Source organism: Thiocapsa rosea (genome assembly GCF_003634315.1).
Classification (GTDB): Bacteria; Pseudomonadota; Gammaproteobacteria; order Chromatiales; family Chromatiaceae; genus Thiocapsa; species Thiocapsa rosea.
The window spans coordinates 222,018-237,435 of the sequence record NZ_RBXL01000001.1; the positions used below are offsets into that span (position 1 = coordinate 222,018).

At 63.3% G+C, this 15,418-nt stretch carries 10 protein-coding genes, 4 tRNA genes and 1 pseudogene; 4 read left to right on the top strand and 11 right to left on the bottom strand.

What is annotated here, in order from left to right; all coding sequences use genetic code 11:
- Positions 1 to 27: 27 nt before the first annotated feature.
- The 4 genes and pseudogenes from BDD21_RS01010 to BDD21_RS01025 all read right to left on the bottom strand — a co-directional run.
- Positions 28 to 103: transfer RNA gene (locus BDD21_RS01010), tRNA-Thr, on the bottom strand.
- A 23-nt stretch (positions 104 to 126) separates the two neighbouring features.
- Positions 127 to 200: transfer RNA gene (locus BDD21_RS01015), tRNA-Gly, on the bottom strand.
- Between the two features lie 144 nt (positions 201 to 344).
- A tRNA-Tyr gene (locus BDD21_RS01020) sits at positions 345 to 429 on the bottom strand.
- Between the two features lie 183 nt (positions 430 to 612).
- Positions 613 to 1,821: pseudogene (locus BDD21_RS01025) on the bottom strand (ISNCY family transposase); the annotation flags it as partial.
- 310 nt (positions 1,822 to 2,131) lie between these two features.
- Here BDD21_RS01025 and BDD21_RS01030 point away from each other — a divergent pair.
- The gene (locus BDD21_RS01030; RefSeq protein ID WP_120795564.1) at positions 2,132 to 3,469 is read left to right on the top strand and encodes a UDP-glucose dehydrogenase family protein; all 1,338 of its coding nucleotides are present in this window, start codon (positions 2,132 to 2,134) and stop codon (positions 3,467 to 3,469) included.
- Positions 3,470 to 3,665: 196 nt separating this feature from the next.
- Here the strand turns inward: BDD21_RS01030 and BDD21_RS01035 are convergent, their stop codons facing one another.
- The 7 genes from BDD21_RS01035 to BDD21_RS01065 all read right to left on the bottom strand — a co-directional run bounded on the left by BDD21_RS01035 (position 3,666) and on the right by BDD21_RS01065 (position 11,130).
- The gene (locus tag BDD21_RS01035; RefSeq protein WP_120795565.1) at positions 3,666 to 5,159 is read right to left on the bottom strand and encodes an OmpP1/FadL family transporter; all 1,494 of its coding nucleotides are present in this window, start codon (positions 5,157 to 5,159) and stop codon (positions 3,666 to 3,668) included.
- Between the two features lie 530 nt (positions 5,160 to 5,689).
- Positions 5,690 to 6,286, bottom strand: a complete 597-nt coding sequence (pth, locus tag BDD21_RS01040) for an aminoacyl-tRNA hydrolase (RefSeq protein ID WP_120795566.1) — start codon at positions 6,284 to 6,286, stop codon at positions 5,690 to 5,692.
- A 138-nt stretch (positions 6,287 to 6,424) separates the two neighbouring features.
- Positions 6,425 to 7,036, bottom strand: a complete 612-nt coding sequence (locus BDD21_RS01045; RefSeq protein WP_120795567.1) for a 50S ribosomal protein L25/general stress protein Ctc — start codon at positions 7,034 to 7,036, stop codon at positions 6,425 to 6,427.
- 79 nt (positions 7,037 to 7,115) lie between these two features.
- Positions 7,116 to 8,069 carry a ribose-phosphate diphosphokinase gene (locus BDD21_RS01050; RefSeq protein ID WP_120795568.1) on the bottom strand — a complete coding sequence of 318 codons (954 nt, stop codon included), beginning with the start codon at positions 8,067 to 8,069 and terminating at the stop codon, positions 7,116 to 7,118.
- Between the two features lie 230 nt (positions 8,070 to 8,299).
- Positions 8,300 to 8,374, bottom strand: a tRNA-Gln gene (locus BDD21_RS01055).
- Between the two features lie 48 nt (positions 8,375 to 8,422).
- Positions 8,423 to 9,295: a 4-(cytidine 5'-diphospho)-2-C-methyl-D-erythritol kinase gene (gene ispE / locus BDD21_RS01060; RefSeq protein ID WP_120799672.1), complete on the bottom strand. Its 873-nt coding sequence runs from the start codon at positions 9,293 to 9,295 to the stop codon at positions 8,423 to 8,425.
- A gap of 11 nt (positions 9,296 to 9,306) precedes the next feature.
- Positions 9,307 to 11,130 (bottom strand): tetratricopeptide repeat protein, encoded by a 1,824-nt coding sequence (locus BDD21_RS01065; RefSeq protein WP_120795569.1) that lies wholly within the window; start codon positions 11,128 to 11,130, stop codon positions 9,307 to 9,309.
- 174 nt (positions 11,131 to 11,304) lie between these two features.
- Here BDD21_RS01065 and hemA point away from each other — a divergent pair, with 174 nt between their 5' ends.
- Genes hemA through prmC form a run of 3 tightly spaced genes read left to right on the top strand, consistent with a single transcriptional unit; the run spans position 11,305 to position 14,601 of the window.
- Complete coding sequence (gene hemA / locus BDD21_RS01070) at positions 11,305 to 12,579, top strand: glutamyl-tRNA reductase (protein WP_120795570.1); 1,275 nt, start codon at positions 11,305 to 11,307, stop codon at positions 12,577 to 12,579.
- Positions 12,576 to 13,655 carry a peptide chain release factor 1 gene (gene prfA / locus BDD21_RS01075; RefSeq protein WP_120795571.1) on the top strand — a complete coding sequence of 360 codons (1,080 nt, stop codon included), beginning with the start codon at positions 12,576 to 12,578 and terminating at the stop codon, positions 13,653 to 13,655. The genes hemA and prfA overlap by 4 nt, the downstream gene beginning before the upstream one ends.
- Positions 13,648 to 14,601, top strand: coding sequence for a peptide chain release factor N(5)-glutamine methyltransferase (gene prmC / locus BDD21_RS01080; protein WP_120795572.1), 954 nt, complete (start codon positions 13,648 to 13,650; stop codon positions 14,599 to 14,601). The genes prfA and prmC overlap by 8 nt, the downstream gene beginning before the upstream one ends.
- Positions 14,602 to 15,418 lie beyond the last annotated feature (817 nt).

The window sequence follows — 15,418 nt, forward strand, 5'->3', positions numbered from 1 at the left end:
CGACGACTGAATCTCGAAAAACGAAAATGGAGCCCATGACCGGAGTCGAACCGGTGACCTCACCCTTACCAAGGGTGTGCTCTACCAACTGAGCTACATGGGCGATCGCAAAGTACACGTTATCAATGGAGCGGGTGATGGGAATCGAACCCACACCATCAGCTTGGAAGGCTGAGGTTCTACCATTGAACTACACCCGCAGCGTTTTCACGCCGAACCACGGGGCTATAGGGCGATCGCAGCCGAGCCGGCGGACGATGTCCCATCGCGCCTTGGGAGCATGCTCTCTGCGCGCGCCAAGCCCGGAAAGACGTACCGCAAAGACGCCTCTGCGGCCTTCAATCTGGTGGAGGGGGGAGGATTCGAACCTCCGAAGGCTGAGCCGTCAGATTTACAGTCTGATCCCTTTGACCGCTCGGGAACCCCTCCTTAAAGAGCGACGCAGTATATGGGGCTGAAACGCCTGCGTCAAGCCGGCGTGGACGATTGCCAGCAATTCTAAATTTGCCGCCGTTGTCCGGGCGATCGACGCTTGGGTGGCGGCCTCGCGGGCTGCAGGGCCTCCAGCATGAAGTCGAAGAGGTGATCCCAGGAGGTAAAGGGCATGTACAAGGTGAGCGCGCGCAGATGTTCGAAGAAGGTGCGCCGCGAGGGTAGGTTCCGGCGGATTGCGCGATAGCGTTGGTCGAGCAGATCGAGCACGCTGTGGGTGAGGAAGGCCAGCAGCATCAGGCTTGCCAGCAGCGAGGACAGGTGCTGTTTGCCGTGGCTGTAGTTGTGCTCGAAGTTGTAGCCCTTGGTCTTGAGGGTATTGTTGTTCTCGTTCTCGATCTTCCAGCGGCTGCGCCCGTCGGCGACGAGTTCGACGACGTTCTCCCGGGTGACCGGCACGGAGCTGGCCCAGGCGTTGCGGTAGAGCACATTGCCCGCGGCATCGGTGGTCGTCAGCTCGCACCAACCGACCTTCAGGGCATCATCACCGTCGCGCAGCGGCAGATCATTGAGCCAGCGATAGGTCTCGGTGAGGCGCTGCTTGCCCGTCCAGCATGTGTTCACCAGGGTCGGCACCGCGCCGATGCGCTCGAAGTCCGCAACCCATTCATACAGCAGCGTGTGCGACGGTGGCAGGCAGACGAACAAAAACGCACAGCCCAGCGCGAGCACCTGCTCGCAGAACGGCTGATGACAGTACAGATCGTCGCCCAGCATTGTGGTGCGCCACGGCGCGATACGTGCACCCCACTGCAGCAGCCACCGCGTTGCAGCATTGAGCTCGCAGTCCTGCTTGGCCTGCCCGTCTTGCGGGCGCACGAATGCCGGTGGCAAGGCAAAGACCTGCGCTTGCCCCGGGGCGACGATCACCGGTGTGACGGCAACATGGTAATACTGAGTCTTGCCGTTACTCAGCGTGCGCGTAGAGCAGTGCTCGCAGTGGATCGACTCGGAACAGTGGTACTGAGTCCCGTCGAGCGCAATCAGCAGGCGTGCGTCGACGCCGCGGTGCGATGCCAAGGCGCCGTGCCGATGCAGCGCCTCGATGAGTTCGAAGAACACCGGCGCGAGATGATCCGCCGAGACCGGGTCGAGCAGATTGCCGATCTGCTGCGTGCTCGGGATCTGATGCACTCCGAACAGCGAGCTGGCGTTGTTCTCCCCGTGCTCTTTCTGCATGCGCCGCTGGTAATCCAGAAACGACGGACTCTGCAGGAAAAACGCCGAGAAGGCACTCAGCGCAGCGTCGCCGATGGCATAAGACTGGTTGTTGCCGCCCTTACGGTGATCAGGCAAATCAAACAAGGCCTCGCGAATCCGCTTCACCAAGCCGGTGACCGAGAACACGTCCGGCGCAGGATCACTCTGGGCAACGGCAGGCTTGAGGACCAAAGGACTCTCCAGTAGCTTCTTAGGAGTCCCTCATAACATAATGGTCTTAAATTTAGAACTGCTGGGACGATTGCGCGCAGGGCGGCCGGGCCGCGCTCGGCATGAACCGCGCGCACGCGCGCTCGGTATACAATCGGCGAACGAGCCGGGAGCGGCGCGCCTCACTGAACGCAACGGCGCCACACATACCCGGACGGCCACCCCGATTCCTGTAGACCCGACTGAAAACGCCCGGAGACAACAAAGAATGGACGTTACGATTTTTGGCAGCGGTTACGTTGGACTGGTTACTGGCGTCTGCTTGGCGGAGGTCGGCAATCGCGTTCTCTGCATTGATGTGGATCCCGCCAAGATCGCGCTCCTCAACAGCGGCGGCGTGCCCATCTACGAGCCCGGACTCGACGAGCTGATCAAGCAGAACCGCGAGGCCGGCCGACTGACCTTCTCGACCGATGCCGAGGAAGGGGTGCGGCATGGACTGTTTCAGTTTATCGCGGTCGGCACGCCGCCGGACGAGGACGGCTCGGCCGATCTTCAGTACGTCCTCGCGGTCGCACGCAGCATCGGCGAGCACATGGACGCGTACCGAATCCTGGTGAACAAGTCGACCGTGCCCGTCGGGACCGCCGACAAGGTGGCTGCCGCCGTTCGCGATGCACAGGCCGCGCGCGGCGCGGCGGTGGAGTTCGACGTGGTGTCCAATCCCGAGTTCCTGAAGGAAGGCGCAGCGATCGAGGACTTCATGCGCCCGGATCGCATCATCGTCGGCACGGACAACCCGCGCACCGGCGAACTGCTGCGCGCGCTCTACGCCCCCTTCAATCGCAGCCACGACCGCGTCATGCTGATGGACGTGCGCTCGGCCGAGCTGACCAAATATGCGGCCAACGCCATGCTGGCGACCAAGATCAGCTTCATGAACGAGCTGTCGAACATCGCCGAAGCGGTCGGCGCCGACATCGAAAAGGTCCGCGTCGGCATCGGCTCGGATCCGCGTATCGGCTATCAGTTCATCTACCCCGGCTGCGGCTACGGCGGCTCCTGTTTTCCGAAGGACGTGCGCGCGCTCGAGCGCACCGCGCGCAGCTTGGGATACGACCCTCAGCTGCTGCATGCCGTCGAGGCCGTGAACTTCCGGCAGAAGGATCTGCTGTTCAAAAAGATCCATGCGCACTTCAACGGCGACCTGCAGGGCCGCACCATCGCCGTTTGGGGTCTTTCGTTCAAGCCCAATACCGACGACATGCGCGAGGCATCGAGTCGCGTCTTGATGGAATCGCTTTGGGAGGCAGGGGCGAAGGTTCAGGCATTCGACCCGGTTTCCATGCCGGAGACACAGCGCATCTACGGCGAGCGGGCCGACTTGGCGCTGGTCGAGGATGCCGTATCGGCATTGGAGGGTGCGGACGCACTTGCCGTTCTGACCGAGTGGGCGCAGTTTCGGAGCCCGGATTTCCGGAAGATCAAGGACACACTCAAGGCCGGCGTGATCTTCGACGGTCGCAACATCCTCGACGGACATCTCGCGACCGCAACCGGACTCACCTATATCTCGATCGGCCGCTTGCCGATGACGGCTCAGTAGCACCACACCCCGATTGGACGCGTAGGGCCTGCGGGTCATCGGCTTCGAGCCGAGCCCCGCTCGCCCGAAACGAGGCTCCCCCTGCACGCCGGACGCCCTTCGCCGACTCACTTTAAACCGCGCCGGCTCCGACAGTTGTCGGAGCCGGCGCGGTCAATCCAATCCAACAAACGAGACATACCGCACCGGGCGCGGTTTAAAAACGGTGATTCCAACCGATCTGGATATCCATCTGCTCCATGTAAATGGATCCCGTTTGCGCTTGAGTGATGCTGGGGCTCGTGCCGCTCAACTCTTCCTCGGGCATGTAGGAAAAGGCGATTGCAAACTCATCCTTTTCCGTAAAGCGATAGGACGCTCCCAGGGTCAGGTGCCAACGAATGGTCGCGGGCGCCATGACGTTTAGAAGGGCCTGCCGACCGGAGGCGAACTCGCTGTTGTAACTCACGCCGCCCATTAGACTCAGCTTCTCGTCGTGGTCGTAGCGCACGCCCACCTTGAAGACGTCCATGCTGTCCCATCCAAACCCGAGTCCGTCATTTCCGCCCAGACAGAACGCGGGTTTAGGGTTCGAGGTGAAACAGGGCGAGATGTCGTTGTCGTTCGAATTGGAAATCGACGGGACTTCGCCGTAGAAGATGCGTTCGTAGTCGAACGCAAGCGTCAGGTCCGGCCGCGCCTTGAACGCGACGCCGATGTTCAACATTGCAGGGATATCGAACTCGCCCGCATTGGCGAACAGACCCTTATAGTCGTCGAACTCCGACATCCACATCTTGGTTCGATACGACATCCCGAACGCCAGCTGGTCATTGATCTCGCCATACCATCCGAGGTGCAGACCGGCGCCGTATGACCAGTCGGTCCCGTTGTTGGAGACCTTGTCCGGGTACAAGGAGGCCGCACGGAACGGCTGAAGCCCTTTGACCTCGATACTTTGCATCGCAAAAACGGGAGCGATGCCGAGCGATTGCTTGCCGCCGGCGAATTTATAGGTGTAGGGGATCTCGATGAACAATTGCTCGAGATTGACGCCGGTCGAGCCGGTCGCGGTCAGAAATCCACCGGGGTTGGCGTTGTTGCCGTTCGGCGGCGGGGGCATGTTCGGATCCGTCACGGGCATCGGCGGATTGGTCTGTGTGAACAGAAGACCGCCCGGGCTGGCGATGGTGCCGGGAGGAGGCGTCATGCCAGACCCGATCGCAAGCTGATTGGGTGCCGCGGCGAAGTTCTCCCAAACCGGACGATCCCGATAATCGGTGTTCATGCCGCCGTTGCCGAAGACGGCAAAGCCAATCGTACTTCTTTCATCCAGCTCGTAATTGAAACCGAAGCTCGGGATCAGGAACCAATCCCCTTCGCTGTCGTATCGTCCAGGCGTAATAAAAGGACCGCTCGGAAATCCAGAGGCGGCATCGACGGAGAAGTCGTTGTTGGCTTGGTAGCCCCGTGGCGATGGACTGAAGAACGCCAATCCCACATCGAGCGAGGTCCCGACGAATGCCATTCCGGCAGGGTTCGTGGCCGTGACAAGCGTGTCCTGCGGCAACGCCGTGGCGACACCCGCCATCGCCTTGGATTTGGTGCCCCAGCCGTGCGAGAAATATCCGTTGGTGGCCAATGCCAGTGTCGGCATGGATGCGCACGCAATCACCGCGGCCGTCAACGGCCACTTCACTGTTCTGTTCATGTGCGAAAAGTCCTCCAGTCGTCATGCCGCTTGAACGGCTAATTTTGTCGTTGAGAGGGTCGAGCCCCGTTCGACGGGCGCGCCAAAACCGGGATCGACGGATGGTCGAATGCGGAGTTGTGCCGTCATTGAAGACCGCGGAGACGACCTCGCCCACCGACCGGTCGGAGGACTTCGGATTCAGTGCGAGCGATTGCCCGATCCCGAATACGGCATCATTCGACGGGATATTTTCGGAAGGCGCGGTGAGGCACTTGTGCGGAAAGGGCCGAGACACGCGGCGATCACGGAGATCAAGCGGAATACTCGGCTCGGGATTGCGATTTGTCAAACTCCGCTAAACCGCGTCCGGAATCAACGATCGACGCGTGAGGACGATTCAAACTCGGCCGACATCGATCGACGCTGTCGCTGACGCGGTTTAGGAAATAAAAATCAAGATCTTAAAGGATTTCAGGCGTGGCTTTCACTGGCTCGGTTCATGCGGGGTCAAGTGCCCGCGCGAACTGGGCATGTGAACCGAACGCCGTTCAATCGCTCCGTTGGGAATGGAGACGATTCATGGCGATCTGAAAGCGACCGGCAACGAGGTCGTCGAGGATCCGCTCGGCATCGGCAAGGGCTGTGTTGATCTGCTCTGCATCGTCCTTGGACGGACGCCCGAGAACATAGCCGGTCACCAGGGTGCGGTCGCCCGGATGGGCGATCCCGATCCGCAGACGCCAAAAATCACGACTGCCCCCGAGCGCGGCGATGGTATCACGCAGCCCGTTGTGCCCGGCGTGACCGCCGCCCTGCTTGAGGCGTACCTGGCCGACGGGGTGGTCGAGCTCGTCGTGAGCAACGAGGATCTGCTCGGGAGGAATGGAATAGAAGCGGGCAACCGCGGCGATCGATTGACCGCTGCGGTTCATGTAGGTCGATGGTTTGAGCAGACGCAGATCCGCGCCGGTGACGCGAATTCGGGCGAGCTGGCCGAAGAACTTGGACTCGGCGCGGAACGTCTCACGGAAATCTTCGGCGATCCGATCGACAAGCCAAAAGCCGACGTTGTGACGTGTCGCCTCGTACTGCTCGCCGGGATTGCCGAGACCGACGATCAGACGGATGCCGGCGGGATCACTCACCGGACACCGCCGACCGACGCTCGACACGGGCACCGACGGCCGCAGAAGCGACCATCGAGCACCCAGTCGGCGCCGAAAAAGCGTCTTTCAGAGGAGAGCGTCGGCACGGTCGTCGGTCGCGTCGGGCGTCCGGTGATGTCAGGCGCCTTCCTCTTCCTCCTCCGTCTCGTCGTCTCCGCCACCGCGCGGGCCGTAAATCATAGCGACCGCCTCGTCCGAATCGGGGGTATGGGCAAGACTCACACCCTCGGGCATCTGGATCTCCGAGAGATGGATGATCTGGCCGATATCCGTATCGCCCATGTCGACGACGATGAACTCCGGGAGATCCTTCGGCAGGCAGACGATCTCGAGCTCGGTGATGTTGTGGGACACCTGTCCGCCCATCTTGATGCCCTTGGAGCGGTCCTCGTTGATGAAATGCAAAGGCACGCTCATGCGCAGCTTCTCGTCCTGCGTGATCCGCAGAAAGTCCACATGCTGCACGAAGGGTTTGGCGGGATGGCGCTGGAGGTCTTTCAAGACGACCTTCACCGAGCGCTCGCCGATCTTCAGATCGAGAACATGCGAGTAAAACGCTTCGTTCTCCAGGTGCTTGAGCAGCTCGTTATGGCCGACCGAGACCATCTCGGGCTCCTGATGACCACCGTAGACGATGGCGGGCACCTGCCCCGTGCGACGCAGGCGGCGGCTCGCACCCGTTCCTGCAAGTGCGCGGGTCTGCGCGTTGATCTCGAAACTGACGCTCATCGGCGTTCTCCGGTTGATATTGACGACAAAAACGCGCCGGATCCCGCGACCAGGATCACAACGCCGCAATGGATGGACATCAGTCGACGAACAGCGAGCTGACGGACTCTTCGTTCGAGACCCGACGCATCGTTTCGGCAAGCAACTCGCCGATACTCAACTGTCTGATCTTGGGACAAGCCTTCGCCGCCGGACGCAACGGAATGGTATTGGTGACCACCAGCTCGTCGAGTCGGGATGCCGAGATGTTGTCGACGGCCGGTCCCGAGAGCACCGCGTGGGTGCAATAGGCCACAACCCGACAAGCGCCGGCGTCTTTCAGCGCACCGGCGGCACTGCAGAGGGTTCCGGCCGTATCGACCAAGTCATCGACGATGACGCAGGAGCGATCCCGAACATCGCCGATGATGTTCATGACCTTCGCCTCGTTGGCCCGCGGACGACGCTTGTCGATGATCGCGAGATCCGCATCGTCGAGCCGCTTGGCGAGCGCGCGCGCACGCACCACGCCGCCGACATCCGGCGAAACGACCATGAGATCGTCGTAGCGCTTTCGCCACACATCACCCAGCAGAATCGGCGAGGCATAGACGTTGTCGACCGGGATATCGAAGAACCCCTGGATCTGATCCGCGTGCAGATCGACCGTCAGAACACGATCGGCGCCGGATTGGCCGATCATCTTCGCGACCAATCGCGCCGTGATCGGAACACGCGCGGATCGGGGGCGGCGATCCTGCCGGGCATAGCCGAAATACGGAATCACCGCAGTGATGCGTTTGGCCGACGCCCAGCGCAGGGCATCGATCATCACCAGCAGCTCCATCAGGTTATCGTTCGTCGGCGCCCCCGTCGGCTGCACGACGAAGACATCGCGCCCGCGCACGTTTTCCTGAATCTCGGCCATCACCTCGCCGTCGCTGAACTGACCGACGACGGCCTTACCGAGCGGGACGCTCAGATAACCGGCGATCTCGACCGAGAGCTCCGGATTGGCATTCCCGGAAAAAACCATCAAATGGCTGGCAGGCACTGGCGATTTCCTGACGTCTTGCTGGGGGGATGACAATACCCGGACTCGAAAGAAAAGCGACGACTCTTCGGTGAACAGGCGCGGTGCAGGGAGGCTTCAACCGGTGCAGGGTCGCTCCGGACACACGCGGTTCCGCGCTCGATTGACCTCCGCGACATCGGCCGATGTCCCGTCTCGACCGCTCTCGAGAGACTCGGCGAACGTCATGCGGACCGTGGCCCGACGGGGTATGGCTGGGGCGCCAGGATTCGAACCTGGGGGTGCCGGGATCAAAACCCGGTGCCTTACCGCTTGGCTACGCCCCAAAAAAACGGGTCTGGACCTCGACATCACGCGCTTGGCACGACACCGGGTCAGGCTAGCGTGTCCATGTACGCGAGCAACGGCGATCGATTCAACCCGCGGGCGACGAAGGCGCGCATCGCGGGCGGACAGTGCTCAAGCGCGCGGAGCGCTTGCGAGCGATCTTCGAAGACCGCAAACACACAGGCCCCGGTTCCGGTCAAGCGTCCACCGCCCCAGCCCGAAAGCCACTCAAGGGCCTCCTCCACCGGAGCATATTCGCGTCGCACGACACTCAAGCAATCGTTCAAGACGTCGCCGGCAACAAAGTCCGCTAGTGTGGCGGGCACCGAATCCCGTGTCAACTCAGGATGCATAAACACGTCCCGCGTGGAGACCGAGCAGGGCGGAGACAGCACCAGGTACCAAGGCTCGGGCAACATGACCGGTGTCAGTCGCTCCCCGACACCCTCTCCCCAAGCTGCAAATCCGCGCACGAAGACCGGGACATCGGCGCCCAGTGGCAAGGCGAGCTCCGCGAGGGCGTCCTCGTCGAGACCGGTGGACCAGAGTCGATTCAGTGCAACCAACGTGGTCGCCGCGTCGGAGCTACCGCCCCCGAGCCCCCCGCCCATCGGAAGCAGCTTCTCGCAGCGGATCGTCGCCCCGAGGCGGCAGCCGGTCGCATCTTGGAGGGTCAGGGCCGCACGGACGGTCAGATCGTCCTCCGGCGCCACACCCGGCACGTCGAGGAGACGACGGATCAGTCCATCCTCGCGCACCTCGAACCGGAGCCGATCGCAACGGTCGATGAACTGGAAGACCGTCTGCAGCTCATGATAACCGTCCGGCCGACGCCCGACGATGCGCAGCATGAGATTGAGCTTGGCGGGCGCGGGCCAAAACGACGCAGGGGTAGGCTCGAACATGAACGTCTCGCTCATCGGGGTCTGGCTCATCGGGTCGGGTCGGCGCCGGAGGCGCGATGTCGCCCCATCACTTCCTTGAGATAGTCGTGGTCCGGATGCTCCTTGGCCGCGGCCTCCCAAACCTCGAGAGCCTCTTCGCGACGATTCATGGCCCACAACACCTCGCCGAGGTGCGCCGCGATCTCCCCGTCACTCATGTGCTCGAGCGCACGCCTGAGATAATCCAGGGCGGTCTCGTAATTGCCGAGACGGTAATGCACCCAGCCCATGCTGTCGAGGATCGCCGGCTCGTCCGGCTTGAGCGCATAAGCCTTCTCGATGTACATCTTGGCCTCGGCGTAGCGGTCGGTGCGATCCGCCAAGGTATAGCCGAGTGCGTTCAGGGCATCGGCATGCTCGGGATCGATCTCGATGATCCGCCTCAGGTCCTGCTCGGCGAGAACGATCCGATCGAGCTTCACCGCCGAGAGCGCCCGCGCGTAGAGCAGGTTTTCGTCATCCGGAAATGCCTGCAACGCGCTGTCGAAGATCGCCATCGCCTCGTCCGGTCGGCCGACCGACTCGAGGATCTCAGCCTCGACCATATACAGCAGAACGGCGTTGTCGGGTCCTCTGTCGCGCAGCTGCTGGAGGATCTCGCGCGCACGTCGAACGTCGCCGCCCTTCGCGCTCAACAAGGCCGTGCGGATCTGCGCATCGACCGAATTCGTGCCCTTGACCTTGCCGTACCACACGAGAGCAGCCTCGGGATTTTCGGCACGCTCCTCGACCTGCCCCAGATAGAAGGCCGCGTCGTCTCGACGCTCCCCGGTCTCATACAGACGCGTGAAGTAGATGCGCGCTCCTTCCGTGTCCTCGAGCTGCAACGACAGGATCCCGACGGCGAACAGGACATCCGGCTCCTTCGGACGATTATCCAGTAGACGCTGGAAGACATCACGCGCGCTGGAGAACTCTTCTTCCTCGACGAGGAACTGACCGTAGAGCATCCGCAACGTCTGATCGTCGGGACTCAGTGCGAGATACTCCTCCAGCAAGGACCGTGCTTCACCGCGCTTGTCCGAGGAGATCAGCAGCCTCACGAGAAAAAGTCTCGGCGTGTTCCATTCCGGGCGCAGCTCGAGCGCCCGGCGCGCGGCGGCATCGGCGATCTCGAGCTGCGACGCGCCGGCCGCCACCATTGCGAGCGACTGCTGCGCATACGCACTCTGCGGAAACTGGTCGGCCAATGCCTGCATCAGTCCGACACGCGCCGCCGGCGTCGGCGCACGCGAAACGATGGCGGCGGCGTGTCCGAATGCCGCTTCCGGATCATCGGGCGAGAGCTGCACGAGACGCATCAGATGCACGAGCGCCCCTTCATGGTCGTTCGCCTTGATGCGGGAGAAGGCGCCCATCTGATGCGCGCCGGTCGATGTCGGATCCAGATCCAGCCAACGCCGCAAACCCTGCTCGGTGGCCGCATCGTTGCCCGCCGTGATGGCGGCACGCACGGCCAGCTCGGTCAGGCGGGGATCCTTCGTGAGGTCCGCCGCCTCCAGGTAGTAGGCAAACGCGGTGTCCAGATCGCCGCGACGTGCGGCGATCTCGGCAACCAAGACGGCGTAGATCTGATCGGCGCTCAAGCCGTCCGCAAGACCCGCTGCATCGACCTCGGGGTCGTCGGCCGGCGTTCCGACGGATCGATCGGGTTGCAGAGGGCTCGATGCCGGGCTGGACGCGGGGCTGGATGCCGGGCTGGACGCGGGACGCGATGCCGGGTCAGCGATCTGCGCGAACGCACCCGCGGACATGAGCGCCGAGACGGCAAAGAACCCGCCGAGAGTGAAAAGCAGAAACGAGCGTGGCATGTGTATGATCCGGCAAGAGCCAATCCGACGACGATTGTGATCGTGAGAGCCCAGTATAGCGAAGCAGTTCCTCAGTCCGACAACCGAAAAACCACAAGATCCACGTCGGTGGGTTTTCATTGCCCCCCGAAAGTCGGACAATCGCGAGGATCACCACCTGACATCCTCAGAACTATGAAGCTGCTTGTTCTCGGACTCAATCACAAGACGGCGCCGGTCGATGTCCGCGAGCGGCTCGCCTTCGGCCCCGACATCATCGTCGGCGCCTTGCGCGACCTCACCAATTGCGACGGTATCGCCGAGGGTGTCGTGCTCTCTACCTGCAACCGCACCGAGATCTACTGCGCGGTGCAGGATTGCTCCGAGGAGGCGGCCCGGCACTGGCTGAGCCGCTTCCACGGCGTCGAGCACGAGCGGGTGGGGCCTTTTCTCTACGCCCACATCGGACGCGATGCCGTCACCCATCTGCTGCGCGTCTGCAGCGGGCTCGACTCCATGGTCCTGGGCGAGCCTCAGATCCTGGGGCAGGTGAAGAACGCCTACCAAACCGCGACGGACTGTACCGCCACCGGGAAGCTGCTCGGACGTCTTTTCCAGCATGCCTTCTCGGTCGCCAAGACCGTCCGCACCGAGACCGCGATCGGCAGCAGCCCGGTCTCGGTCGCCTTCGCCGCGGTGAATCTCGCACGCCAGATCTTCAGCGACCTCTCCCAACAGACCGCGCTCCTGATCGGCGCCGGGGAGACCATCGAGCTGGCCGCCCGCCACCTGCACCGCGCCGGCATCGGCCGCATCATCGTCGCCAACCGGACCGTCGAGCGCGCCCATGAGCTGGCCTCGCAGTTCGACGGGTACGCGATCGCCCTGGCCGAGATCGGCAACCATCTGGCCGAGGCCGACATCGTTATCGCCTCCACCGCGAGCCCCTTGCCGGTGCTCGGCAAAGGCACGGTCGAACGCGCGCTGAAAAAGCGCAAGCACCGCCCGATGTTCATGGTCGACATCGCGGTGCCGCGCGACATCGAGCCCGAGGTCCGGGAGCTCAGCGACGTCTATCTCTACACGATCGACGATCTGCAGGGCGTCATCGACGAGGGCCTGCGCTCGCGCCAGGCCGCCGCTGCTCAGGCCGAGGACATCATCGCCTTCCACGCCGACGAATTCATGGCGTGGCTGCGCTCGCTGGATGCCGCCGGGCTCATCCAGGATTATCGCCAACGCGCCGAAGAGCTGCGCGATGATGTCCTGGCCCGCGCTCAGCGCCAGCTCGACGCCGGCAAGTCCCCGACCGAGGTCCTCAACTACCTCGCCCACACCCTGACCAACAAACTGCTGCATGCGCCCAGCTCGCGTTTGCGCCAAGCCGCCCGCGAGGGCGAGGCGGAGATCCTGGTGGCAGCCAACGAGCTCTTCCAGCTCGACCCGAACCGGGCCGTCTCCACCCAATGAATCCATCGATCCGGGGCAAGCTGGAGCGCCTCTCGGAGCGCTTCGGCGAGGTGGTTGCCTTGCTTGCCGAGTCCGAGACCCAGTCCGATCAGAATCGCTTCCGCGACTTAAGTCGCGAGTATGCCCAGCTCGAGCCCCTCATCGCCGCCTACAACCGCTATTGCGGCGCCGAGCTCGACCTGGCTGCTGCCGAGGAGATGCTCGCCGATCCGGAGATGGCCGCACTTGCGCGCGAGGAGATGGCCGCGGCGAGCGACCGGCGTGCGCAGCTCGAACCCGAGGTCTATCGTCTCCTCGTCCCGCCGGATCCCGACGACCAGCGCAACGTCTTTCTCGAGGTCCGCGCCGGCACCGGCGGAGCCGAGGCCGCACTCTTCGCCGGAGACCTCCTGCGAATGTACCTGCGTTATGCCGAGCTGATGCGCTGGCAGGTGGAGCCGATCTCGGAGAGCGCCGGCGAGCTTGGCGGCTACAAGGAAGTGATCGTGCGCATCATCGGCAACGGTGTCTTCTCGCGTCTCAAATTCGAGCCCGGTGCGCACCGGGTGCAGCGCGTCCCCGAGACCGAGTCGCAAGGCCGTGTTCACACCTCCGCCTGCACCGTCGCCGTCATGCCCGAGGCCGATTCGATCGACTCCATCGCGATCAATCCGAGCGAGCTGCGCATCGACACCTATCGCTCCTCGGGTGCAGGCGGTCAGCACGTCAACAAGACCGACTCGGCGATCCGCATCACCCACCTGCCCTCCGGGATCGTCGTGGAGTGCCAGGAGGAACGCTCCCAGCACAAGAACCGGGCGAAGGCCATGTCGCTGCTCCAGGCCCGACTGCTCTCGGGCGCACGCGCGACCCAAGCCTCCGAGCAGGCGCAATCGCGCAAGCTCCAGGTCGGCAGCGGCGACCGCTCCGAGCGGATCCGCACCTACAACTTCCCCCAGAACCGACTGACCGACCACCGCATCAACCTGACGCTCTACAAGCTCGACGAGATCATGACGGGCCAGCTCGATCAGGTCATCGACCCGCTCCTTCAGGAGTATCAGGCCGAGGAGCTGACCGCGATGATGCATGGCTGAGACCGGATCGGACGGAGCCGCATCACAGCGGACCGGTTCGGAGGGTGCTGGCTCGGACGGGATTGGCTCGGATTCGACAACAGACCCCGGAACGGCGCGCACAGTCGAGCTGCACGTCGCTGCCGTCCTTCGGGACGCGACGACCGCCCTCGCAACCCTACCCGACGGCACGCCTCGCTTGGAGGCCGAACTGCTCCTGACCGAAGCGACAGGCTGGCCCCGCACGCGTCTCTTCGCCTGGCCCGACCACCCTGTTGCACCCGATGACCTCGCACGCTTCGCCGCACTCCTCGCCCGCCGCCTAGCCGGCGAGCCCATCGCCTACATCCGCGGTCGCCAGGAGTTCTGGAGCCTGGAGCTGCGCGTCACGCCCGCGACCCTGATCCCGCGCCCCGAGACCGAGCTCCTGGTCGAGACGGCACTCGAGGCACTCCTCGCCGACGCGCCCCTGCGGATCGCCGACCTCGGGACCGGCAGCGGCGCCATCGCCGCCGCCTTGGCCACCGAGCGACCCGCATGGCAGCTCTTCGCGACGGATCTCTCGCCCGCCGCGCTCATGGTCGCTCGCGAGAACAGGGTGCGGCTCGGCCTGCGAAACGTGACCCTGCTCAGGGCAAACTGGTCTGACGCATTCGCGCCCGCCAGCTTGGATGCCATCGTCAGCAACCCCCCCTATGTCGCGGCCGGCGACCCGCATCTCGTCCGCGGCGATCTCCGATACGAGCCGCGCGAGGCCCTCACCCCCGGCGGCGACGGCCTGGATGCCTATCGAGCGATCGCAGTCGATGCACGCCGCTGCCTGCGCCCCGGCGGCTGGCTGATCCTCGAGCATGGTTATGCCCAAGGCAGCGACGTGTGCCGCATCCTTGCCGATATCGGTTTAAAGGCGCCGACCACACGACGTGATCTCGGCGGCCACGATCGACTGACCCTCGCTCGCGCCTGATTCCTGCAGCCTGCCTCCTGCCTCCTGCCTCCTGCTATCAGCCATCAGCTATCAGCCATCAGCTATCAGCCATCAGCTATCAGCTATCAGCTATCAGCGCCCGGACTTCCGTCAACCATTGACGGCGTGACCAACGGTATTTTTGCGAGACGGTCGATCGATGGGTGAATGAGCCGATGCTCAACCTGCATCCGAAGCCGTGGCTGGACTGCCGATGCTAGTGGCTTGCAGCTCGCTAGCCTCATTGGAGCCTACTTGCAGAAAACCCCTACCCACATCACAGCCTTGGGCTGACAGCTGACAGCTGGAGGCTGGAGGCTGGAGGCTGGAAGCTGGAGGCTGGAGGCTGGAGGCTGGAGGCTGGAGGCTGGAAGCTGGCTATCAGCGCCCGGACTTCCGTCAACCATTGACGGCGTGACCAACGGTATTTTTGCGAGACGGTCGATCGATGGGTGAATGAGCCGATGCTCAACCTGCATCCGAAGCCGTGGCTGGACTGCCGATGCTAGTGGCTTGCAGCTCGCTAGCCTCATTGGAGCCTACTTGCAGAAAACCCCTACCCACATCACAGCCTTGGGCTGACAGCTGACAGCTGACAGCTGACAGCTGGAGGCTGGAGGCTGGAAGCTGGAGGCTGGAGGCTGGAAGCTGGAGGCTGGAAGCTGGAGGCTGGAGGCTGGAGGCTGGAAGCTGGAGGCTGGAAGCTGGAGGCTGGAGGCTGGAGGCTGGAAGCTGGAGGCTGGAGGCTGGAGGCTGGAGGCTGGAGGCTGGAGGCTGGAGGCTGACGACCCACCCATTTCCCGACCCCTTGACTCAG

Bases quoted from the DNA above. Each gene is read 5' to 3' on its own strand.
- BDD21_RS01065 (WP_120795569.1), bottom strand. From the start codon at position 11,130: ATGCCACGCTCGTTTCTGCTTTTCACTCTCGGCGGGTTCTTTGCCGTC.
- prfA (WP_120795571.1), top strand. From the start codon at position 12,576: ATGAATCCATCGATCCGGGGCAAGCTGGAGCGCCTCTCGGAGCGCTTC.
- BDD21_RS01045 (WP_120795567.1), bottom strand. From the start codon at position 7,036: ATGAGCGTCAGTTTCGAGATCAACGCGCAGACCCGCGCACTTGCAGGA.
- BDD21_RS01030 (WP_120795564.1), top strand. From the start codon at position 2,132: ATGGACGTTACGATTTTTGGCAGCGGTTACGTTGGACTGGTTACTGGC.
- hemA (WP_120795570.1), top strand. From the start codon at position 11,305: ATGAAGCTGCTTGTTCTCGGACTCAATCACAAGACGGCGCCGGTCGAT.
- prmC (WP_120795572.1), top strand. From the start codon at position 13,648: ATGGCTGAGACCGGATCGGACGGAGCCGCATCACAGCGGACCGGTTCG.
- ispE (WP_120799672.1), bottom strand. From the start codon at position 9,295: ATGAGCGAGACGTTCATGTTCGAGCCTACCCCTGCGTCGTTTTGGCCC.
- BDD21_RS01035 (WP_120795565.1), bottom strand. From the start codon at position 5,159: ATGAACAGAACAGTGAAGTGGCCGTTGACGGCCGCGGTGATTGCGTGC.